Source organism: Roseofilum reptotaenium CS-1145 (genome assembly GCF_028330985.1).
In the GTDB taxonomy this organism is placed as follows: domain Bacteria; phylum Cyanobacteriota; class Cyanobacteriia; order Cyanobacteriales; family Desertifilaceae; genus Roseofilum; species Roseofilum reptotaenium.
Map to the genome: position 1 here is coordinate 44,558 of NZ_JAQMUE010000031.1, position 20,672 is coordinate 65,229.

Consider the following 20,672-nt stretch of genomic DNA (forward strand, 5'->3'; position numbering starts at 1 on the left):
GGTTGGTCAATGACACACGCCCTGATTATTCCCGAACAGCTATAGCAGAGAAGGAGTCAGTTAGGACAGTTAGGTTATGGTTTGAGGCAATAGGCAATAGGCAATAGGCACGAATCGCAATAGAAAATGTCCTAAATCTCCTTTTTTCTGCCATAGAAAAATGCCTTTAACCCATACTTTATACAGTGAAACGATATTACCAGGGTTTACCTTAGGGGTGGGCAATATGTGGGCTAAGTCTGATTAAACTCCATGGGTAATGATTCACTATTGATCTGCATTTCCTCTCCCGTCAACCCCTGATATTGACGAGAGAGAAATCATCACTTTAAGTTTAGACCTCTTGCATAATTGTGCAGAAAATAAATTGCAATGGAGTAATCCTGCATTCTTACCCCTATTCCCTATTCCCTCACCTTCTGCAAGAAGTCTTTTAAAGAGTGGTAGAAATGGCTTGGACGGGACAAGCGACGATACATTGTTCACAAACGACACAGCGCGATCGCATAAAGGATAGCTTAAATGTCTCTGGATTGAGAGTGAGTGCTTGAGTCGGACAAACTCCAGTACACAGTCCACAATCAACACAGATTTCTTCATTAACGATAATCTCGCTGGTGGCTTGAGAGACTTGAATATTTTGCGATCGCATCCATTCAATCGCATCCTCGAGTTGATCGATGTCTCCAGAGAGTTCTACCACCAGCTTTCCCACTTGATTGGGAGCCACGTGAGCGCGAATAATATTGGCAGCGACATTAAAATCCTTGGCCAAACGGTAGGTAACTGGCATTCGTACCCAACGCTGGGCAAACGTAAGGGTGACTCGTTTTTTCACTGCTTTACCCCCTGATTTGGTAGAATTTGAGTGTTTATATCCGATAACAAATTTTTTTTAACTCTATCATTTCTAATCCCTTATGGCGATCGCAATTGATTTTGGCACTTCTAACACGGTCATTAGCCGCTGGAATCCAGTGACTCAAACCCCGGAAATACTTAAAGTTCCTGGATATTCCCTACAACAGGCTCCCAATCCTCCCCTAATTCCCAGTCTCGTCTATGTGGAAAATGCCGAGTCGGAACAAGTGATTATTGGCCAGCCGGTGCGCGATCGCGGTTTAGATCTGGCTCAAGATACCCGATTCTTTAGCCACTTTAAGCGCGGGATTGGAACCCCCATTCAGGGATTTTTACCCCAACTTGATGGAGTGACGATTCAGTTTGAACAAGTGGGCACTTGGTTCCTCACTCATTTGTTCAATCAAATCAATCTGGAAGAGTCTTTGATTGTGACGGCACCAGTCGATAGTTTTGAAACCTATCGTCACTGGTTAGGGCAAGTTTGTCAAACTTGGTCGGTGGATAAAGTGAGAATGATTGATGAACCGACAGCAGCAGCCTTAGGCTATGGCGTGGGCGATCGCAATTTAATTTTAGTTGTAGACTTTGGCGGCGGTACATTAGATTTATCGTTGGTGCAACTAAATAGCAATGGAATTAAAAGTGAAGGAAAAGCGGCGAATCCTCTAGGATTTGTTCTCAAATGGGGGGCAAAATCGTTTGAGGAAAAATCAGGTCAACAGGTGAAAACTGCGCGAGTGATTGCTAAAGCAGGTTTGAATTTAGGGGGTTCAGATTTAGACCATTGGATTACCGATGAATTGATAGCCCAGTATGATTTAGTTCAATCTTTGTCTTTAACTCGATTGGCAGAAAAACTAAAAATTCAATTGTCTTCCCGTACCACAGCAACAGAAGTTTATTTTGACCGAAATTCTCTAGAGAGCTATGAGTTAAAACTCACTCGTAAACAGTTGCAATCGATTTTAGAAGACCGTAAATTCTTTGATCAACTTGATACGATTATGGCTCAAGTGCTGCAACAAGCAACCCGTGAGGGGGTGAATAAATCCCAAATTGATTCGGTGTTATTGGTGGGTGGAACTTGTCAAATTCCGGCCGTACAAGGTTGGATTAAGGGCTATTTTGAGGAAAAACAGGTACGCTGTGATAAACCGTTTGAAGCGATCGCTGAAGGTGCGCTGCAATTGGTTCAGGGGGTTGAATTACAGGATTTTCTCTATCATAGTTATGGCATTCGCTATTGGAATCGACGCACGAAAAGTCATAGCTGGCATCCGATTATACCAGAAGGACAGCCCTATCCCATGTCTAAACCGATTGAGTTAATGTTAGGGGCTTCCGCAGAAAATCAACCTAAACTGGAGTTTGTTTTGGGAGAATTAGGGGCACAAACGGGAGGAACAGAGATCTATTTTGATGGCGATCGCCTGATTACCCGTATTTTGAGCGGCGATAAGCGCTCGGTAACACCATTAAATGATACAGAAAATGCCCGTACTATTGCCAATTTGAATCCTCCCGGTATTCCTGGAAGTGACCGGATCAGAGTATTGTTTCAAGTCGATCGAGAGCGCTTTTTAAGAATTACGGTGGAAGATTTGCTCACCAATCAAACTTTGCTCAATAATCAAGTTGTGGTTCAATTAAGCTAGATTGGGTAATCGGTCATAGGTAATAGAGGGAACTTCGATCTCATGTCTTTGAATGCTTTTCCGGTTGGCGATCGCCAAAACATCAAACTGTTAGTCTTAGATATTGATGGAACGATCGCCGGGATCTTGAACCAAGTCCGTCAACCGGTGATTGAAGCTATCGCCAACGTAAAAAAACAGGGAATTCCAGTAGCGGTGGCGACAGGACGCATGTTTTGCTCGGCTTTACGCTTTTACGAGGCGATCAGTGCGGATTTTCCTCTGATTTGCTACAATGGAGCCTTAATTCAAGACCCAGAAACGAATAAAGTTCACCGACATTTTCCTGTTTCTATTCCCTTAGCTGGGCAAATCCTCGACTTTTTAGAACAACCCCAATATCGGCATAAAATTACGATCCATTTCTATATTGATGATTGTTTATATGTCGAATATATGGGAGAAGATACCCACAAATATCTAGAGCGCACCTCAGTACCAGTTCAGGTGGTAGAAGACTTCAGAGAACTGCTGACGGTGGAACCGACCAAAATTTTAGCCCTGAGTGAGAATGTGGAGTTAATTGAGAAACTCTCGGCAGATTTATATGCCACATTTACTCAAGACCAACTACATTTTACCAAATCTACACCCACATTTTTCGAGATCACCCATCCCTTAGCTAATAAGGGTTGTGCGGTACAATATTTAGCAGAAACCCTACTGGGATTGAAGGCTGAGAATGTGATGACGATTGGCGATAATTTTAATGATTTAGAAATGATTAAATATGCTGGAATTGGTGTTGCCATGGGAAATGCTCCTGCTCCAATTCAGAGGATTGCAGATTGGATTGCTCCCTCAATAGAAGAGGATGGTGTGGTTACAGCTTTAGCTCAAATCATGAATGGAGGTACCCTGATTGGATAAATTCCGTTTTCTGAATCAAGAGGGGCTAAAGCTCAACAGGTCATACTGTCATGGTTATGGGTGATGATGGCGATAGTGAGCTTTAGGATGATTGATAGTAGACTAGGGCGCTAAAACGGTTGAAGTTCGACTCTTCGATAAAAGGGGAGCATCAACAATCTGGTCGAGTCCCACTTGAGGATGAGTCAGGATACTCTTCCAATCGGTTGTTGCTTGAGCTTGTTCTTCGCTAGATGGGGTTTGGCGCAACTGAGCTAAAGCTACGAGCAAATCGTACCATACACCTGCTTGGGCATAGATTTTAGCGCGATCGCGATCGGATTTTGCTTCCTCTAATTTAGCTCTCAAGGTGGCTTGTTCTTCGGTATTTGTGGCTACCTGAATCCAGCCCTGGGCATAGTCGCTAAAGGTATTATTACAAACGAGCTGAACGGCCCACAAATAAATTTTTCCCGCCTCCAGTTTAGGGATCTCAGGATGTTCGCTCAGGGCAACCCCTAAGATTCCTGATTCTTGATTGAGGGATATAGGACTCTTGAATTCAGCTTTCAAAAATTGATCTTGATTGTGATCAGTGAGATTGGCTAAAGTTAAGCCAGATTGAGCTAATTTTTCCTGATCTAATTCTTGCAAAATTAGTATCCCTTGATCTGTGGTATGTTGAGGCAAATACACAAATAGAGTAGGGGAATCTTTGAGGGTACGGCCGATATTAAATTTAGGAATAATGGGTAAGAGTTGACCGCTTTTATCGGTAATACAGGGGCCACGGGTTCCACCGGCTTGACGGCGACTCGGTAATCCAATATCTTCTGGCAGTTGCAAATCTTCTAGGGCTAGACTGGGTAAAGGGAATACCGTCACGCCTAAAGCTAAAAGGGTAGCTAAAGTCCCTTGAAGACGAGGCCAGGAAATGGAAGGCAACCAGGAAAATAGCATAAACAATTGATCCTCATCAGAAAAAAACAATACGAAAAACCACTATCCCATCTCCTTTTAGTTTAACGTCAGTTTTGGTTAAGCGATCGCCATGGCTCGCTGTTGGAAGTCGTGAATATGGCTCCTTTGCCTGGCCCCTTGTTGGTTGGACTGCCAAAGCTCTCCCGTATTCACATCTAGAGCTGTTAACCATCCTTGACCGCAGGCCCAAGTATCAATACAAATAGCGTGACCTAAATTAACCGGTTGACCATTTTTTTGGCTCGTATGACCGCAGATCATCACCTTACCGGACTGATGAGGACGAGGCGATTTAAACTTTTGCCAAAATAGATTTTCATAAGGTTGTTGATCGAGGGGAAGATCCGGATCGGCAGTTGCGTGGAGGAAGAAGCGATCTTTGGTTTCCCAATAGTTTAAGCAAGTTTGGGCTAAAAAGCGGTAGTGGCGATCGGGAATATTTGTGATGTTGATGGGTTTCCCATTCTCTTGAGTGCCATAGGAGGCAAGAGTTTCTGGAGTAATGCGATCTTGAGCAACCTTCTCTTCAGGAAGCGATCGCGCCAATAGGAACATTAAATCATGATTTCCTCGAATCGGTACTAACTGACCCCGTTCGTGAAGCGCAATCAATCGATCTAACACCCCCTTCGTATCCGGGCCTTTATTCACGTAATCGCCAAGAGTAACAATTACATCACTTTTCCGGAGATTCACCCCATTCAATAAGCTATCCAAAGCAGTAGAGCAGCCATGAATATCACCTATAGCTAAAATTCTCATATCACAATTCCATGAGACAACAGGTTCAACTCAAGCACCTCTATATTTTATAACAAAAATTCTGAGTAATTTAGTCGTCAAGTGAGTTTATAACCCAATCCTACTTTTCTGTATTTTTAGGGATAGGTAAGGTGGGCGAGCGATCGTAGGGCATCGGAATATACTGAACACTGGGTCGCCGATTGGTTGGTTGAGGATACAAATCCATTAAACCATAAATCTCTTTCGGTAACCCGGTCACTACAGGTAACCCCAAGGCTTTCGCTTCCTCTGGGGGAATGGGATAATCATGGGTGACTTTACCCGTGGTTAATTCTTCAATAATCCGATCTATGTTTTCAGGAGCGATCTTTTGCTGGGGAATATCATCTTCTAATAATTCGCGTACAAACCGTTTGACTTGTTGAATTGCTTTACGGGATAAATCCGCCATAATCAACGTTTGATCGTCAATTTCTCCTAAAGGTTTATCTTCTAAAACTTTGAGAATACTAGCAGCCGGGAAATTCCCCAGTTGCGGATCGACGGGGCCTAAAACTGCATTTTCATCCATAACAATTTCATCAGAAGCTAAGGCTAACATCGTTCCTCCACTCATGGCGTAGTGGGGAATAAAAACCGTAACTTTGGCTTGATGGCGAATCAGGGCGCGGGCAATTTGTTCAGTGGCTAAAACTAAACCTCCTGGGGTGTGTAAAATTAAGTCAATGGGAACATCAGGAGGCGTTAACCGAATGGCTCGCAGAATTTGTTCTGAGTCTTCAATACTGATATAACGAGACAGGGGAACGCCGAGTAAATTAATCGATTCTTGACGGTGAATCAGCAAAATAACCCGACTGCCCCGTTGTTGTTCAAAGGCGGTTAGGGTTTGGATTCGCCTCCGGATAATTCGTCGTTGTTGCCAAGCCGGTTGTATGGAAATCAGTAGAAGGACAATGAGGATGATATCGAAGAAGGTAAAGGACATAAATTAGTTAAAAATTAAAAATTAATGATGGTAAGATTCAGTTAAAATTGGGCGCGGACGGTGAAAGTGTAATCACCGCCCGGTTCTAATTGATAATCTCGTTGTTCTAAAAATCGCCCCAGGGGTTCTTGAATGAGAGCACGTCCTAGGGAGGGTTTAACGAGGAGTTGTCCATGGCGAAAGAGCCATTGAAATTCCCATTGATATTGATCGGCTAAGACTTCTCCTTCTAGTTTGCCTTGTTGCCAAGAGTGGCGCAATACGCGGACGTAAACGGTGGTTTCGGGTAGGCGCTGAGAACTCATATCAATTCAACATTAAAAATTTGATATTGCGATCGCTCTTCACTATGCAGCAAACAGTCGGTTATTGTACAAGTTCATTGCTTTTTCTATCCCTTGTTTGAGGCTGATTTCCACGGCATCGGTTGCTCCTGGAAGTACATCATTGATGATTTTGGCTTCTGATGGGGAAAATTTGCCTAAAACATGGGATACAGTGTCTTTGCTCCCGGTGTCTGGAGATTTGGAGGAGCCGATCCCCACTCGCAGACGCGGGAAGTCTTGGGTTCCTAAGTGGGCGATCGCACTTTTCATGCCATTATGACCTCCAGCGGAACCGGATAGGCGCAGCCGTATCCGTCCCACGGGTAGATCCATATCATCATAGACAATGAGGACTGAATTAGGCGGCAGTTTATACCAATCTATAACTGCGCGAATCGATTGCCCAGAGCGGTTCATATAGGTGGAAGGTTTGAGCAGGCGCAATTTCTGCCCGTTGGCAAAGGGCGCTTCAGCAAACCATCCGTGAAATTTTTTGTTGGCACTCCCGGAGGCATTCCAGCGCCGGGCTAATTCATCGATGATGTCAAAGCCGATGTTATGGCGAGTACCATCGTATTGAGTGCCTGGGTTGCCTAAACCGACAATCAGTTGGGGGATCGCGAGAGCGGGTTGGGGTTTGGGATTTGGCGATCGCTCGCTATTCATGGTTCTTCGTTAGCTAGTTGAGGTAGAATTATTACTTGCTGTTGACGTTTCTTGAGGTTCGCTTTCAGGGGTTTTGATCACTTCAACACTTGGTTGAATGCTCGGTTGCTCTTTTACCGAGGCTTCAATTTGGGCAGCTTCGCGCTTAAATTCCTGTTCAAATTCTTTCGAGGCTTGCTGGAAACTACGGATGGTTTTGGCGATCGCCTTGCCCATTTCCGGTAATTTCTTTGGCCCAAAGATCAACAGAGCCACAATCATGATCACAGCCATTTCCGGTAAACCAATGCCAAAAATATTCATGCTCTTCTGTTCTCCTAAATTAACTCGCGTGAAAAACGGTTTTCCCGTTACCCTTCTGCTGCGCAAAGCGCTGTAAAAAAACCCGGTTTATCGACTAAACCGAGTTTTCAGGAATCACTAAACGTTCTGAGTAAACGTTGGTTACTGTATTATGATTGCCGTATTCTACCGACCGAGAGTTGTCCAGTCTACGTCTAATCCTTCCAGAAGAAGAGATGAGTTGTAGATTTGGAGAATAATCAGCAGAAAGACTAAAAAGAGTAGCATAAACACTCCCATGAGGGGGGTGGTTCCCCAGCCGGGGGCTACCTTACCATATTCCGAGTTCAAGGGTCTGAGGATCTCTCCTAAACGGGTACGTTGTGCCATAGGTCTCCTATCTTCCGTTTCAATTTTCTGATTTTACACTGGTCTGGGTCTGGCAGAACTGCAAATCCTGAAGGAATCTTGGTCGCCGCGATCGCCCCCAAATGTAAATTTTTGTAATACTATATTTAAGGATAGTATATCTTAGTTCAAAAACCTATGGAAACTGCAACGGTTCTTAATATCGGCATTGTAGCAATTGTCTTGGCGTTAACCGGTGTTTCGTTATATACCTCGTTTGGGCCGCCCTCGGAAGCCCTAGACGATCCCTTTGAAGATCATGAAGATTAGGAATATATAGTTATGTAGCAGAAAAGGAGTTGGTTAGGACACTTAGGTGATGGTTTAAGGCACTCTAGCAACAGGCACGAATCGCAATAGAAAATGTCCTAACTATCCCTTTCTCTGCTATAGAACCCATCTGAGATCTTGTTAACCAGATGCTTTGGTACAGTGGGAAGTGTTATCCCTGAGAGAAATCTTGGGGGTGTTCAGCGCCAACCAGGAGGTCATGTGACCACAACAGAATCATCTGTCTTATGGTGACCTCTTTCTGTCCCATTTCGTTTTCTGGTGCTAAACTAGGCTTGTGTGAAATATGTATAAGCCCCTTGACTTAAAAGCACGATGGAGCTAGCTAGGGTTCAGGATTAGTAGAAGCTGAAGACGAATGGGCGGTACCGGGCTCGAACCAGTGACATCCTGCTTGTAAGGCAGGCGCTCTACCAACTGAGCTAACCGCCCCCATTTGACTCACAATAACCTATTGTAGCAAACTGGATTAGATAACGCAAGCTTTTTTTTGAATTAATTTTTATGCCTTCTGGTGCTACCCACGATCGCATTACCCTGTGGAGTCTCCCCCTTGTGACTGGAGCGACTTTAGCGATCACCCGCAGTAGTGAGTTAACTCTATGGGTAGCGGGGGGATTTCTGTTTGGGGGATTGATGCTCAGTCCAGATCTGGATTTGCGATCGCGCCCCTTTCGGCGTTGGGGATGGTTTCGCTGGCTGTGGATACCGTATCAAAAGAGCTTACATCATCGCTCGTTTATCTCCCATGGTGTGCTGATTGGAACGGTGGTGCGGGTAATCTATTTGCTCTTTTGGATAGCTGTATTCGGATTCGCGATCGGGGCGATCGCCGTTCAATTCTCTGCTATAGCTTGGGGTTGGACGGATTTAGGTGAATGGATCGGGAGGACTTTAAAAGAACATCGCTGGTCTGGATTAGCCCTATTTGTGGGATTAGAGCTAGGATCGATTAGCCATATTTTAGGCGATCATATCGGTTCTACTTACAAACGCTATCAAAAATATGGCTGGTCTGGCCTATGGAAAAAACGCCCCAGCCGTAAAAGTGCCCCCCGTCGTCGCTCCACCGCTCGTAAACCGACTAAGAGAAAACGGAGTAATAAATAATGAGTCACCTCTGCGTCCAGAGTGTCCACATCTGTTCCATTACAATACCTACCAAGTTTATCGTTTATGGTAGTTAGGAGTGGGTTTGCCCTATTCCCTATTCCCTATTCCCTATTCCCTAAACATGAGTCATTCCGAATCATCGATCGCCTCCAGCTTAGAAGCCATGCAACGGCTGATTGAAGTCATTGCCCAGTTGCGATCGCCCTCTGGAGGGTGTCCTTGGGACTTAGCGCAAACGCCCCAATCCCTGATTCCCCATGTGATTGAAGAAGCTTATGAAACGGTGGATGCCATTCGGGGAGGGGATCAAAGGGCGATCGCCGAAGAATTGGGGGATTTACTCATGCAAGTGGTTTTGCAAGCCCAAATTGCCCAAGAAAATGGAGACTTTACCCTGAAAGAAGTGGCTGATGGCATTAGTGACAAACTGATCCGTCGCCATCCCCATGTCTTTGCTGATGTTGAAGTGGAAAGTGTCGAAGACGTTAGACAAAATTGGGAAGACATTAAAGCGGCTGAAAAAGGCAAAGCCCCTAACCTATTGACAAAACTCGAACGATATGCATCGACTTTGCCGCCCCTAACCGCAGGCATGAAAATCTCTAAAAAAGCAGCTTCGGCCGGCTTTGAATGGGATGATATTGAGGGAGTTTGGGGTAAATTTGAGGAAGAACTAGCTGAATTGAAACAGGCTGTCGCCCATGAGGATAAAGCCGCTCAACAAGGAGAACTTGGAGATGTGCTATTTACCCTGATTACTCTCGCTCGTTGGCTAGAGTTAGATCCCTCGGAAGCCTTACACGGAACCTATGGCAAGTTTTTGAAACGCTTAACCATCGTTGATGCGATCAGCGATCGCCCCCTATCCGAATATACCCTAGACGAACTAGAGGAACTCTGGCAGCAAGCGAAAAAGAGTGAGGCACTAGGGAATGGGCAATAGGCAATCGGCAATCGGGTTGTATCTACTCAAAGGCGGTAGAATAATTAGAGACCTGTTCACTTTTGGCACTCTAAACTCGATCCCATGGGAGACTTCTTTCAGAACGTATCGCGCTATCCTCGGTACTTAATTACCTTCACGCTAGGCATTTTCTTCTTTTTATTCAAATCTGTCCAGCCGCTCTTTCGCACTCCCGTAACGGCGATCGCCACTTTGGGACTTCTAGTTTCCAGCTTAGTCTTCCTAACCCTGACATTACGGGCTATGCTAGGATTAGCTCCGGTGTGAAGATCGCATCAAACAAGATTCGGACTTTAGACCCGAGAAAATAACCGCTAATCACCCCAAAATGTGGAGGAAGTCTTATGGCTAACAGTCGTCGTGTCTCTCGCGTGTCCTCCCAAATTAAACGCGAAGTCGGCCAAATGTTGCTTCATGGCATTAAAGATGACCGAGTAGGGGCGGGTATGGTCAGCGTTACCGATGTGGATGTCTCTGGAGATCTGCAACATGCTAAAATTTTCGTCAGTATTTACGGTACGGAAGAAGCAAAAGCCGAAACCATGGAAGGATTGGAGTCTGCAACTCCCTATGTTCGCTATGAACTCGGCCATCGGATGCAGTTACGGCGCACTCCAGAGGTGGTATTTTTAGAAGATACCTCTTTGGAAAGGGGCGATCGCCTTTTGCATCTGATTAACCAGATTTCCCACGAGCATCATCCCCTCGAAGATGAGGACTCAGAAAAGATTGTCTCCGCTGAAGACAATGAGTAAAGCTGTCAGGCAGGTGTAGAGCAATGGTACATTCAACTTATTCTTTTCATCTGCCCGATCCAGCTTCTCTTTCTTTAGAGCAACAGGTTGCCCAAATGGTCGTCATTCGGGCAAGTGGCTATTTATTCGATCATCAAATCCGCTACCCTGATTGGGAACCACCGAATGATACCCTAAAAGCCTGGATTGCCCAGTGGGGCGTGGGTGGCGTGATTTTAGTGGGTGGAAGTGCGGCGGAGCTGCACGATCGCATTAACCGTTTGCAGAGTTGGGCAATGTTTCCCCTTTTGGTGGGTGCAGATGTGGAAGAAGGAGTGGGACAACGCTTTAGTGGCGCTACCCATTTTCCACCCCCCATGGCACTGGGGGAGATCGCTGAAAAATCACTCCAAGCAGCTCGCCACTATGCCCAACAGATGGGGGAAATGACGGCAAAAGAGGCGATCGCGATCGGCTTAAATTGGCTCTATGCGCCTGTGGTAGATGTGAATAATAATCCCCAAAATCCGGTGATTAATGTGCGAGCATTTGCCCAAACACCGCAACGGGTGAGTCAATTAGCTGCCGCCTATATTGAAGGAGTTCAACCCTATCCGATTTTAACCACAGCCAAACATTTTCCCGGCCATGGAGATACGGCGGTAGACTCCCATTTAGAACTGCCGGTGCTTCCCCATTCGGAAGGGCGGTTAGCCGAGATTGAGCTACCCCCGTTTCAGGGAGCGATCGCCGCTGGAGTCGATAGCATTATGAGCGCCCATTTGCAGATTCCGGCTTGGGATGAGCAATATCCAGCCACGTTATCTCCCAAAATTCTTACCCAGAAACTACGTCAAGAGTTGGGCTTTAGCGGTTTAATTGTCACCGATGCTCTGGTGATGGGAGCCATTACCAAGCATTATGGCAGCCACGAGGCAGCCGTTTTAGCCGTGCAAGCAGGCGCTGATATTCTGCTCATGCCCCAAGATCCTCCAGGGGCGATCGCCGCCGTCTGTGCCGCCGTCAGAGCCGGAAAAATTGCTCCAGAACGCATCGAAGCCTCCGTAGAGCGCATTTTTCAAGCCAAACAAAAGGTTAAACCGAGACCAGATTCTCCGCAATTTCCCCAAAGTCTGGGCAACCCAGAACCCCGCCAAGCCGTGCAATCTATCCTCCGAGATGCCCAGGAAACGGGTGGACATCTGCCCCTCAATCCCCAAGGAGGATGTAATTTAATAGTTGTCGATGATGCCTTGGATTGTTCCGTATTGGCAAAACCCGCGCCCGCCATTCTGATGCCAGCAGCCCAGGGATATCGGTTGCAGCTCGTAGACCGTCATACCCCCAGTTTACTCCCCCAAGGTCAAGAACCAACCTTGTTACAATTGTTTGTTCGCGGTCATCCCTTTCGCGGGAGTTCCACGTTGAATGAAACGGCGATCGCCTGGTTTGAAGCCTTGCTTAAAACCCATGATCTGCAAGCCTTGGTCATTTATGGCAGTCCCTATATCCTGGAAATTCTGCGTCCCCAACTGCCCGATACTGTGCCTTATGTGTTCAGTTACGGACAAATGCCAGACGCACAAGCGATCGCCCTGAAAACCCTAGGCTTTTGAAAGATCCTTCTTGAGTCATTCTAAGCATTAGGAGTCATACGGCTGCTTGGCGCATGAGATCCGCTTCAAAATCTTCCCACGCAATACCTGAAGCAAAGTCCTGAGCTAACTTAGCTGCATTGAGCATATCTAGTAAGTAGTGAATCTCACGAGGTTGCATAAATCGTGTGAGTAGAACTTAAAATTGCTTTGCGCCGCAGATAATTTCGACTTTGCTCAATTCCTTGACGTTCGACTAAATCAACATCTCTGGCAAATATTTTCCGTAACTCATCTTCCATATCCACCAAATGCAGCAACGTCCAGCGGGCATCCTCGGCAAAGGAAACTAAGACATCAACATCACTACGATCGCGATCGAAATTTTCTTGCAAGACCGAACCAAATAATGCCAGTTCCGTAATCTTCCAGCGATCGCAGAACTGAGCAATTTGGCGATCGTCAATCGGAATTTGAATTGGCATATGCAAACAACTAGAGACAAGGTACACCTTGTCTCTAGTCTACAACAACCCACTTTACTATTCCTTGGAGCAGCGATCGCACCAGCAATGGGTCACCTGATAACCCAAAACGCTTATTTAGCTTTGTTTACGCAGCTTTGCACCAGCAAACATTAAGCCGACGAGAGCTAAACCAGTGAGTGCAGTGGGTTCGGGAACGGGAACAGTAGCGACTTCTTCAAAAATACCTTCTATAGCCATCCCATCATTGGTGCATTCAGCGAACAGATGAGCCACAAACTCACCGAGCATTTCCGGGGTTCTGGTGAAGCTAAACCCAAAGGTTGTAGCTCCCAGCTTATTGTTGCCGACTCCAAAAGCGCCCGCAAAGTCTAAGCCTAAACCACTCAGTTGGCTCTGACTCAGCAGTTGGAAGTTATCGTTTTCGACTTTAGTTCCAGAGGCAATGGAGGTGGGAGCGCCACGCTTGGCTGTGTAGAAAGAAGTTTCAGAGGATTCAAGATCGCCGAAAGACTTGATACCAGCATTGCGATCTTGAACATTCAGGCTGCGGTTTTTGGTGTGATTGTAATGCTTTTGGATGGTAGACCAACCAGAGTTTCTGGCACTAACATTTTTGGTGGTAATGTCTTTATACAGACCTAGAGGATTGGTTCCCTGGGCAGCATCCTGAGCGGCATTCTTGAGTCCCCGTCCAAAGGAGTCGTTGGTTTCGGCGAAGTGAATACCATACTCTTGTCCACCAACGCTGAAGAGAAAGTCACCCCAACCGATGTTTTTGTCTTTCGCACCACCATGATATCTTCCGTCTAACGCTAGGTTGGCGTTAATTCCAACAGTAATGGTGTCTCCCTCTTGGTGAACTGCCATGCCATACATTTCATAGCCCGATACTTTGCGCCCATCAACCCATGAATAGCCACCAGTACCATCGTCGGAGTAATCGCGAGCGTAGTTCCAACCATTGTAGAAGCTTCCAGCTTGGGCAACTCCGGTCATACTCAGCAGACAAACGGTAGTTGCAGCAGTACCGATAAGAGTTTGAATAGAATTAAGTTTCATGAGGTTTGCTCCTTCTGTTCTGTGTTATCTGGTGTTGCCCACTTAACCGCCGTCTTTAACATTAATCAATATGAATGATTATTTTTGCTTCAACAGATGCACGCAAACTTCACGGCGTTTAGTAGGCTTTGTTTTTACCCTATATTCAGCATATGCGAGTTCCTCAGCCATGCCATCGGCAAAGCTGCTGAATTTAGATTGCATCTCAAATGAAGACTCTGTGAAAGATACAGAAGCAGTACAAGGGAAGACCCCTAGAAACCCCTATTTTTAAAGCCAGGTTTATTTATCTGACCAATAAATTATGAAATCTACACAAATACTCAGCAATTTTGGCAGGCTGTAGGGAAAGGCTGCCAAAATTGTCGTAAGAGTAGCAACACCCTTACCCGCTTCCATTCCAGATCGGTTGAGAATTTATTCAGGACTTCACTCTGTTAGAGCCTATTACTGCCTGTTCCCCGTTCCCTGTCTCCCAGAACAAAAGGCTTTAATGGACCTCAACCTTGGCTAAAAACCGGGTTGCTAATCAGGTTTACAAATATTCTAGAAGTTGTTCGCGAGACCATTTGCGGAGTTTGAGTAATGTCTTGACAAACTTGCTTGTGGGAAGGGCGATCATTTTTGGCTTGATGGCTAAGAGTTCTTCATCAATTTCGGTAAATTTGTCCTGTAAAAAGGCATCAATGAGAGTTGCTCGCTCTTTTTCCCGTTCCCTGGCAAGTTCTTCTTGGTACACGTCAGACGATCTGATTCTTTCTTTTTCGGCAAGCAGTTTTATCTGTACTTCCATTTCGGAAATAGGTTGAAATTCAGACCATTCTTCACGACACAGTAAGATTTTATAGAGATCTAAATCCAGTTCTTCTATGTAAGGAAAGTGACCTATTGGTGCTTGTTCGAGATCAAGGATTAAATCCCCCTCACTCATCCAACGATAATTATCTGTGTACCAACCTAGAATCTTTCCAAAGTCCTCTAAGACAATCTCTCTAGAGTCTTCAGTTCCTCCGATTTCTCGGTAGATTTGACTTTGAATACTAAAGCTAAACTTACCATGACTGTATTGGAACCAAAGACGATCCATAATCTCTAAATCCTCAGCAGGAATTTCTGCTAAGTCTTTTTCAGAAATATCGCTGCAACATCCAGAGTCAGTTAATTTCTGTAATTGAAATACTGTTTCTTCATTTGCTTCTTGCCAATGTCCACATTTGAGAAGATATTTTAACCGTGCATAACTTTGTCCAGAAGAAGATTGTAAGGGGATGTCGTCTGAGGGTGCATCGAGTTGAGTGTCAGCAGGGGAAGCAGATTGTGTCGGTTTCGTATCGGATAAACCAGACGCTTTTATTTTTGCAAGCTGCGCTTTTATATTCTCCTGTTCTTTCGTTAACCGATCCACTTGTTCCGAAAGTTGGATCAAACGCACCTCAAAACGAGTCTCTACCTCTTCCATAGTGTCCTCCAAGGCGATGTAGGATTAGTCGGGGATGATCGGATGTTACCGTGACGATCGCGAGAACTCCCATCCCTGAGTATATCAGTATTGGAGCAATATAAAGCACTATAGAATTGTTTCTCGTCTTGGCTGAGGGGCAAAGAAACCGGGTTTCTCTGAGAACCTGGGATAGGAACGACAAAGTTGGGCACAAACCCGGTTTCTAGTCAGCCTCTTGGCTCAAACTTCTGTAATCGTAAGGCGTTGGTTACTACCGAAACGGAACTTAACGCCATCGCTCCCCCGGCAATAATGGGATTGAGTAACCAACCGAAAAGGGGATATAAAATACCGGCTGCAATGGGGATGGAGGCGGTGTTATAAATAAAGGCAAAAAATAGGTTTTGGCGGATATTGTTTAGGGTGGCATGGCTGAGTTGAATGGCGGTGATGATGCCTTGTAAGTCACCAGAAATTAAGGTGATGTCGCTAGCAGCGATCGCCACATCGGTTCCTGTACCAATGGCTATGCCGACATCGGCTTGGGCTAAGGCAGGGGCATCATTGATACCATCGCCAACCATGGCGACTAATTTACCGTTTTGTTGCAATTGGCGCACTGTATCGGCTTTGGAATCGGGGCGCACTTGGGCAAAAATCTGGGTAATACCGACTTGTGAGGCGATCGCCTCTGCTGTCTTCTGATTATCTCCTGTGAGCATCACTACGTCTAACCCCATGCGCTGTAGGCGTTTAACTACAGCTTCTGAAGAGGGCTTGAGCGCATCGGCGATCGCCAATATCGCTTCCACCTGTCCATCCACTGCCATCCAAATTACCGTTTTTCCCGCATTCTCCCACTGCTCCTGATACTCGCTCAATGCCACACCCTGAGACGTTTTTACCGCCAGATTAATCTCCAACTCCTCCATCCATCGCCGAGTTCCCAGTTGGATGAGGCGATCCGAAATATAACCTTGCACGCCACAGCCAGGAACCGCCTGAAACTGCTCCGGATCGCTCAAGCTTTTTTTCACCCCTTGACGCTCTCCATAGTCCACTACAGCCTTTCCTAGGGGATGCTCAGAGGATTTTTCCAAGCTGGCTGCTAGGGACAAAAGTTTCAATTCATTGCCGTGGGCGGTTCCCAAAACGGTGATATAGTCGGTAACTGTGGGTTTCCCTTCTGTCAGCGTTCCCGTTTTATCTAAAACAATGGTTTGCACCTGATGGGCAAGTTGTAAACTTTCCGCCCCTTTGATCAGAATTCCCTGTTGTGCCCCTTTCCCGGTTCCCACCATTACCGAGGTGGGCGTGGCTAACCCCAAAGCGCAAGGACAGGCAATGACTAAAACGCTGACGGTGGTTACCATGGCTAGGGTGAGGTTGCCAGTCAACAGAATCCAGGTGAGAAAGGTGATGGCAGCTATGGCTAAAACCGCAGGCACAAACCAGGAAGTCACGCGATCGGCTAATTTCTGAATGGGTGCTTTAGAACTTTGGGCATCTTTCACCAACTGGATAATCTGCGCTAAAACCGTATCTTTGCCCACACGGGTGGCTCCCATCTGAAAACTACCCGTTTGATTGATCGTTGCGCCAATAACTTCATCACCGGGCTGTTTCTCCACGGCGATACTTTCCCCGGTAACCATCGATTCATCAACTGTTGAGGAACCCTGAATGACTCTACCATCGACGGGGATTTTTTCGCCAGGACGGATCAAGAGGCGATCGCCCACTTGCACCTCGGTTAACAGAATTTCCTGCTCTTCCCCATTCCGCATTACCCGTGCTGTTTTCGGTTGTAAGCCCATCAGAGCGTGAATGGCTGATGAAGTTTTCGATCGGGCTTGATGTTCCAGCATTCTCCCCCACAAAATCAGGGTAACGATCACCACGGCTGCTTCATAATACACATCTGCGCTCAGTCCTTGAGCCTCAAAAAATCCAGGAAATAGGGTCGGAAACAAGGAATAGCAATAGGCTGAACCGGTTCCCAAAGCCACCAAACTATTCATATCCGCACTCTTGTGCTGAAAGGCTTTCCAGGCTCCGACAAAAAACGAACGACCACACCAAACCATAACCGGAGTTGACACCATCCATTGCAACCAAGGGTTATGGAGCCAATGGGGCCAACCTGGTATCGAAAGTCCAGTCATCATCGGGAAAGAACCCACCACTAACAGAACGGAAACCGCTCCCCCCAGCCAGAGTTTTTGTTGTAACTGTTGTCGCTCTAGATCGGAGTGTGCTTCCCCCTCTTCCTCTGAAGGAAGATGGGCTTGATATCCCGCATCTGCGACTATTTGTTGAATCCGATCTAAACTAACCGCACGGGGACTATATTCAATGCTTGCTTCCCTAAGAGCAAAGTTAACGGAACAGTTCGTAACCCCTGATATGCCTTGAATCAGATTTTCAACCCGTTGGGCACAACCGGCACATGACATGCCTTCTACCTGTAGCGTTTGCTGTTGCATAACCTTCGCCCTCCAATTCATTGCCTAGAGTGTAAACACTCCACCCAACTGGAGAGTCAAGGGGTGGGTTATAACCCCAATTGTTAGGTTGACAAAATAATCAACATTGGTTAGAATAGGGAGGTAATGATGCAAGAGGCTTGGATAACCTATGGTTAAGAACGCTGCTGAATTGATCCCTGCACCGACAACTAAGTTTGTCCTCTACAACCAAGCAGGTGAGCCAAAGGCTTATTATCGGGTCGATCGCCAACCGTTAAGTCAGAAGGAAGAGAACTCGAATACGGAAGCAGTGGAGGCGATCGCCCATAGTATTATTGTCATCGATCGTTCCGGCTCAATGTACCATGACATCAACCCCCTCAAGGAAACCCTGATCAAGCTCCTGACTCTAGAAGAATACACCCATTCCCAACTGGTGGTCACCCTAATTTCCTATTCTTCCCAAGGAAATTTGATCTCGCACTTCCAGCGCGTCCCCATTCAAGAGGTGATGAAGCTCAATTCTTCCTATATTCAGGACATTCAAAAGATTCGCGTTTCTGGTGCAACCTGCATTTCCCAAGCGCTGCAACTGGCAACTGAGTTAATTCAACCGGATGAGCTAACGGGCATTACCCTGCATAGTGATGGTTATGCGAATCATCCGAATGTGCGATCGGAAGTGCAAACTCTAGAACAAATTTGTCAGAATCTAAACCAGAATAACGTTTTTCTGAACGCGATCGCCTATTCTGCCAGTTCTGACTTTAAATTACTCTCCCGTTTAGCCAACCTGGTGTCTGGAACCTGCGTCCAAGCTGGCACAGTGAAAGAGGTCTACGATTCACTGTACAACACGTCCAAAGTTTTAGGGGAGGCGATCGGCCAAGCGATCGAAGAACCCCTCTTCAAAGAATATGACTATCAACTCTTCCTCTCCCACAGCGCTCGTAAGCTCAATGGCAATGCTGGCAAACTGAAAATTTTGGGGCTTAAATCCGATGATGATGGTATTTTCTATAAATATCAAAAACTGACCGAAGCCGAATTTGAGCAATTAACCGATATCCCCCTAGCGCAAACCGATGAATCCGTATTTACCTTCGCCAAAGCGCAACTCATTGATGGGAACTTAAACCTGGCTAAATATGCCCTCGTCAGCACCTTTGATGCCACCTTATCTCAGCGTCACGGTAAAGCCATTACCAATAGCCAACTGGTTGAATTTTCCCAAGACTTAGATAAAGCTATTTACGATCCTCAGAGTTTAGGCGATCGCGAGATTCTTTCTGAAGTCCCCATCAACAAAAACTTGCCGATTTTAGCGCTCATTCAGTTATTCGAGACCCACAAAGACCAAATCATTCTCAATCTCAAACATCTCCAAGATCATTATCAACGCCGGGGAGTCAAGCGTATTCCTGGGCAGCGAGATGCAGAAGGCAACCTAGTCAAACCTTGGCTGAAAACCGAATATGTGGACAGTGGCGACTATGTGCAAATGGGGTCATTTGACATTAACCGCAATACCGCAACCATCAATTTACTGATTACCCGTCCAGTAAAATTAGTTAAATCTGAGGATAAAACCCCAATTACAGAAGTTGCTGGGATTCTGCTCAATGACTTGAAATCTTATAACAACTATACTCTGGTTGGAGATGGGGAGTTAAATGTTGAGACTTTCAAGGTAAAATTTAGTAATGCCAAAGTCTTTAAGGTCTTCAAAGAACAGAATCTGTTGACTGATGCCGACCAATTTGATTTTAACACAGAATACAAAATCGACTTAACCCAGTTACCGATTGTGCCCATGGCCGCCGATTATACTCAAGTGCAGGGAATTTTTTCTCGATTAGCCATTTTGCGGGTATTATCGAGTCTCTTTTCTGCCCATCTGAAAGAAGTATCTGAGACCTATACTGCCGATCAACTGGCTGCCTTGAAAGAGCATTATTTATCCAAGAGTTTGTATCTGAATTTTCCCACGACTACCGAATATTCCGATCTAGAAGAAGCATTGAATACCGGTAAAGTGGATTCGCGGGTGAGCTATAAAATTGAGTTAGGAAATTGTGAAATTCTCAATTTGGGTCAATTGCATTCAGCCAACAAGTTTTTAGATCGGTTTTATGAAGTCTGCGATCGCCAAACGGGAGAAAAGTTAGATAAGCCAACCTTTGCCCAAAGTCTAGATACACCGGTCGTGTTTGGTTACAAGACGTTATCGAAGCGCACAAAAGTGACGAAGGTAGACGACTTGATGAAGCCCATTTTTGACGAATTTCTGGGCTTGGAAAAAAATGGCAGTGTAACTGAACTTTTGCAGGAGTTAGGTGCGGCTGATTTGGTTAGCTCACTGGAGAAAAAATGGCAAGGAGAAACGGTGGAAACCGAGCAATTTGTGGAAGCCTTGACTGGAGGATTGAGGAAGGTTAATCAAGCCTTAGAAACCCTTTATCGAGACAAGATTTCGCCGTTGGTGTTTCATATTGGTGCAACGGGACTCATTCCGGATGAGTTAGAAGCTGTTGCCTATACTGCCGATGAACTCTCAGCTAAATCAGGGGATCTGAAGTTTTCTAAGTCGGAAAAAGAAGGTCTGTTCTTTGAAGTAGGCGATCTGATTATCAGTGTTTATCCCAAGACCGAGTATTATAGCGTATCTTAAAGGACGAGCTGAAAGGAGTGAGGAGCGATCGCCGCGATCGCTCCTC

The 20,672-nt window shown here is 45.8% G+C and carries 22 protein-coding genes and 1 tRNA gene; 9 read left to right on the forward strand and 14 right to left on the reverse strand.

Translation table 11 applies throughout. The features are described 5' to 3' along the window. Positions 1 to 433: 433 nt before the first annotated feature. Positions 434 to 838 (reverse strand): NIL domain-containing protein, encoded by a 405-nt coding sequence (locus PN466_RS04595; RefSeq protein WP_271937351.1) that lies wholly within the window; start codon positions 836 to 838, stop codon positions 434 to 436. A gap of 82 nt (positions 839 to 920) precedes the next feature. Between PN466_RS04595 and PN466_RS04600 the strand changes: the two genes are divergently transcribed. Beyond that, positions 921 to 2,519, forward strand: coding sequence for an Hsp70 family protein (locus PN466_RS04600; protein ID WP_271937353.1), 1,599 nt, complete (start codon positions 921 to 923; stop codon positions 2,517 to 2,519). Positions 2,520 to 2,561: 42 nt separating this feature from the next. Further along, a complete protein-coding gene (locus PN466_RS04605) occupies positions 2,562 to 3,428 on the forward strand; it encodes a Cof-type HAD-IIB family hydrolase (protein WP_271937354.1) in 867 nt (288 codons plus the stop codon). 102 nt (positions 3,429 to 3,530) lie between these two features. On the opposite strand, the gene PN466_RS04610 is transcribed toward PN466_RS04605, so the two are convergent. The 7 genes from PN466_RS04610 to psbH all read right to left on the reverse strand — a co-directional run bounded on the left by PN466_RS04610 (position 3,531) and on the right by psbH (position 7,784). Then, the gene (locus PN466_RS04610) at positions 3,531 to 4,367 is read right to left on the reverse strand and encodes a DUF928 domain-containing protein (protein ID WP_271937356.1); all 837 of its coding nucleotides are present in this window, start codon (positions 4,365 to 4,367) and stop codon (positions 3,531 to 3,533) included. 78 nt (positions 4,368 to 4,445) lie between these two features. Further along, positions 4,446 to 5,150: a metallophosphoesterase family protein gene (locus PN466_RS04615; protein ID WP_271937357.1), complete on the reverse strand. Its 705-nt coding sequence runs from the start codon at positions 5,148 to 5,150 to the stop codon at positions 4,446 to 4,448. Between the two features lie 100 nt (positions 5,151 to 5,250). Further along, complete coding sequence (locus PN466_RS04620; RefSeq protein ID WP_271937358.1) at positions 5,251 to 6,120, reverse strand: SDH family Clp fold serine proteinase; 870 nt, start codon at positions 6,118 to 6,120, stop codon at positions 5,251 to 5,253. 41 nt (positions 6,121 to 6,161) lie between these two features. Next, positions 6,162 to 6,425 carry a DUF3146 family protein gene (locus PN466_RS04625; RefSeq protein ID WP_271937359.1) on the reverse strand — a complete coding sequence of 88 codons (264 nt, stop codon included), beginning with the start codon at positions 6,423 to 6,425 and terminating at the stop codon, positions 6,162 to 6,164. 42 nt (positions 6,426 to 6,467) lie between these two features. Continuing rightward, a complete protein-coding gene (gene pth, locus PN466_RS04630; protein WP_271937360.1) occupies positions 6,468 to 7,112 on the reverse strand; it encodes an aminoacyl-tRNA hydrolase in 645 nt (214 codons plus the stop codon). Positions 7,113 to 7,121: 9 nt separating this feature from the next. Beyond that, complete coding sequence (locus tag PN466_RS04635; protein WP_271937361.1) at positions 7,122 to 7,415, reverse strand: TatA/E family twin arginine-targeting protein translocase; 294 nt, start codon at positions 7,413 to 7,415, stop codon at positions 7,122 to 7,124. A gap of 165 nt (positions 7,416 to 7,580) precedes the next feature. Continuing rightward, a complete protein-coding gene (gene psbH, locus PN466_RS04640) occupies positions 7,581 to 7,784 on the reverse strand; it encodes a photosystem II reaction center phosphoprotein PsbH (RefSeq protein ID WP_271937362.1) in 204 nt (67 codons plus the stop codon). Between the two features lie 156 nt (positions 7,785 to 7,940). Here psbH and psbN point away from each other — a divergent pair, with 156 nt between their 5' ends. Beyond that, a complete protein-coding gene (gene psbN / locus PN466_RS04645; RefSeq protein WP_271937363.1) occupies positions 7,941 to 8,072 on the forward strand; it encodes a photosystem II reaction center protein PsbN in 132 nt (43 codons plus the stop codon). A 380-nt stretch (positions 8,073 to 8,452) separates the two neighbouring features. Here psbN and PN466_RS04650 read toward each other — a convergent pair. After that, positions 8,453 to 8,525, reverse strand: a tRNA-Val gene (locus tag PN466_RS04650). A gap of 72 nt (positions 8,526 to 8,597) precedes the next feature. Between PN466_RS04650 and PN466_RS04655 the strand changes: the two genes are divergently transcribed. From PN466_RS04655 to PN466_RS04675, 5 genes are all read left to right on the forward strand, one after another. Continuing rightward, on the forward strand, positions 8,598 to 9,203 hold the full coding sequence (locus PN466_RS04655; protein WP_271937365.1) for a metal-binding protein: 606 nt from the start codon (positions 8,598 to 8,600) through the stop codon (positions 9,201 to 9,203). 124 nt (positions 9,204 to 9,327) lie between these two features. After that, positions 9,328 to 10,149 (forward strand): nucleoside triphosphate pyrophosphohydrolase, encoded by an 822-nt coding sequence (mazG, locus tag PN466_RS04660; protein WP_271937366.1) that lies wholly within the window; start codon positions 9,328 to 9,330, stop codon positions 10,147 to 10,149. A gap of 84 nt (positions 10,150 to 10,233) precedes the next feature. Beyond that, positions 10,234 to 10,437 (forward strand): DUF751 family protein, encoded by a 204-nt coding sequence (locus tag PN466_RS04665; RefSeq protein WP_271937367.1) that lies wholly within the window; start codon positions 10,234 to 10,236, stop codon positions 10,435 to 10,437. A 77-nt stretch (positions 10,438 to 10,514) separates the two neighbouring features. Then, a complete protein-coding gene (rbfA, locus tag PN466_RS04670) occupies positions 10,515 to 10,925 on the forward strand; it encodes a 30S ribosome-binding factor RbfA (protein ID WP_271937369.1) in 411 nt (136 codons plus the stop codon). A 23-nt stretch (positions 10,926 to 10,948) separates the two neighbouring features. Beyond that, positions 10,949 to 12,520: a glycoside hydrolase family 3 N-terminal domain-containing protein gene (locus tag PN466_RS04675; protein WP_271937370.1), complete on the forward strand. Its 1,572-nt coding sequence runs from the start codon at positions 10,949 to 10,951 to the stop codon at positions 12,518 to 12,520. A 34-nt stretch (positions 12,521 to 12,554) separates the two neighbouring features. Here PN466_RS04675 and PN466_RS04680 read toward each other — a convergent pair whose 3' ends face one another. The 5 genes from PN466_RS04680 to PN466_RS04700 all read right to left on the reverse strand — a co-directional run bounded on the left by PN466_RS04680 (position 12,555) and on the right by PN466_RS04700 (position 17,973). Then, positions 12,555 to 12,680: a hypothetical protein gene (locus PN466_RS04680; protein WP_271937371.1), complete on the reverse strand. Its 126-nt coding sequence runs from the start codon at positions 12,678 to 12,680 to the stop codon at positions 12,555 to 12,557. Continuing rightward, positions 12,667 to 12,984 (reverse strand): nucleotidyltransferase family protein, encoded by a 318-nt coding sequence (locus tag PN466_RS04685; protein WP_271937373.1) that lies wholly within the window; start codon positions 12,982 to 12,984, stop codon positions 12,667 to 12,669. The genes PN466_RS04680 and PN466_RS04685 overlap by 14 nt, the downstream gene beginning before the upstream one ends. 117 nt (positions 12,985 to 13,101) lie before the next feature. Beyond that, on the reverse strand, positions 13,102 to 14,046 hold the full coding sequence (locus PN466_RS04690; protein WP_271937374.1) for an XDD3 family exosortase-dependent surface protein: 945 nt from the start codon (positions 14,044 to 14,046) through the stop codon (positions 13,102 to 13,104). A 535-nt stretch (positions 14,047 to 14,581) separates the two neighbouring features. Then, positions 14,582 to 15,505, reverse strand: a complete 924-nt coding sequence (locus PN466_RS04695; RefSeq protein ID WP_271937376.1) for a GUN4 domain-containing protein — start codon at positions 15,503 to 15,505, stop codon at positions 14,582 to 14,584. 209 nt (positions 15,506 to 15,714) lie between these two features. Beyond that, positions 15,715 to 17,973: a heavy metal translocating P-type ATPase gene (locus PN466_RS04700; RefSeq protein WP_271937377.1), complete on the reverse strand. Its 2,259-nt coding sequence runs from the start codon at positions 17,971 to 17,973 to the stop codon at positions 15,715 to 15,717. 151 nt (positions 17,974 to 18,124) lie between these two features. Here PN466_RS04700 and PN466_RS04705 point away from each other — a divergent pair, with 151 nt between their 5' ends. Further along, entirely contained in the window at positions 18,125 to 20,626 is a 2,502-nt protein-coding gene (locus PN466_RS04705; RefSeq protein WP_271937378.1) for a vWA domain-containing protein, read from the forward strand. Positions 20,627 to 20,672 lie beyond the last annotated feature (46 nt).

What these genes read in the sequence shown, in the direction of transcription:
- PN466_RS04600 (WP_271937353.1), top strand. Translation starts at nt 921, where the DNA reads ATGGCGATCGCAATTGATTTTGGCACTTCTAACACGGTCATTAGCCGC.
- PN466_RS04605 (WP_271937354.1), top strand. Translation starts at nt 2,562, where the DNA reads ATGTCTTTGAATGCTTTTCCGGTTGGCGATCGCCAAAACATCAAACTG.
- PN466_RS04610 (WP_271937356.1), bottom strand. Translation starts at nt 4,367, where the DNA reads ATGCTATTTTCCTGGTTGCCTTCCATTTCCTGGCCTCGTCTTCAAGGG.
- PN466_RS04615 (WP_271937357.1), bottom strand. Translation starts at nt 5,150, where the DNA reads ATGAGAATTTTAGCTATAGGTGATATTCATGGCTGCTCTACTGCTTTG.
- PN466_RS04620 (WP_271937358.1), bottom strand. Translation starts at nt 6,120, where the DNA reads ATGTCCTTTACCTTCTTCGATATCATCCTCATTGTCCTTCTACTGATT.
- PN466_RS04625 (WP_271937359.1), bottom strand. Translation starts at nt 6,425, where the DNA reads ATGAGTTCTCAGCGCCTACCCGAAACCACCGTTTACGTCCGCGTATTG.
- pth (WP_271937360.1), bottom strand. Translation starts at nt 7,112, where the DNA reads ATGAATAGCGAGCGATCGCCAAATCCCAAACCCCAACCCGCTCTCGCG.
- PN466_RS04635 (WP_271937361.1), bottom strand. Translation starts at nt 7,415, where the DNA reads ATGAATATTTTTGGCATTGGTTTACCGGAAATGGCTGTGATCATGATT.
- psbH (WP_271937362.1), bottom strand. Translation starts at nt 7,784, where the DNA reads ATGGCACAACGTACCCGTTTAGGAGAGATCCTCAGACCCTTGAACTCG.
- psbN (WP_271937363.1), top strand. Translation starts at nt 7,941, where the DNA reads ATGGAAACTGCAACGGTTCTTAATATCGGCATTGTAGCAATTGTCTTG.
- PN466_RS04655 (WP_271937365.1), top strand. Translation starts at nt 8,598, where the DNA reads ATGCCTTCTGGTGCTACCCACGATCGCATTACCCTGTGGAGTCTCCCC.
- mazG (WP_271937366.1), top strand. Translation starts at nt 9,328, where the DNA reads ATGAGTCATTCCGAATCATCGATCGCCTCCAGCTTAGAAGCCATGCAA.
- PN466_RS04665 (WP_271937367.1), top strand. Translation starts at nt 10,234, where the DNA reads ATGGGAGACTTCTTTCAGAACGTATCGCGCTATCCTCGGTACTTAATT.
- rbfA (WP_271937369.1), top strand. Translation starts at nt 10,515, where the DNA reads ATGGCTAACAGTCGTCGTGTCTCTCGCGTGTCCTCCCAAATTAAACGC.
- PN466_RS04675 (WP_271937370.1), top strand. Translation starts at nt 10,949, where the DNA reads ATGGTACATTCAACTTATTCTTTTCATCTGCCCGATCCAGCTTCTCTT.
- PN466_RS04680 (WP_271937371.1), bottom strand. Translation starts at nt 12,680, where the DNA reads ATGCAACCTCGTGAGATTCACTACTTACTAGATATGCTCAATGCAGCT.
- PN466_RS04685 (WP_271937373.1), bottom strand. Translation starts at nt 12,984, where the DNA reads ATGCCAATTCAAATTCCGATTGACGATCGCCAAATTGCTCAGTTCTGC.
- PN466_RS04690 (WP_271937374.1), bottom strand. Translation starts at nt 14,046, where the DNA reads ATGAAACTTAATTCTATTCAAACTCTTATCGGTACTGCTGCAACTACC.
- PN466_RS04695 (WP_271937376.1), bottom strand. Translation starts at nt 15,505, where the DNA reads ATGGAAGAGGTAGAGACTCGTTTTGAGGTGCGTTTGATCCAACTTTCG.
- PN466_RS04700 (WP_271937377.1), bottom strand. Translation starts at nt 17,973, where the DNA reads ATGCAACAGCAAACGCTACAGGTAGAAGGCATGTCATGTGCCGGTTGT.
- PN466_RS04705 (WP_271937378.1), top strand. Translation starts at nt 18,125, where the DNA reads ATGGTTAAGAACGCTGCTGAATTGATCCCTGCACCGACAACTAAGTTT.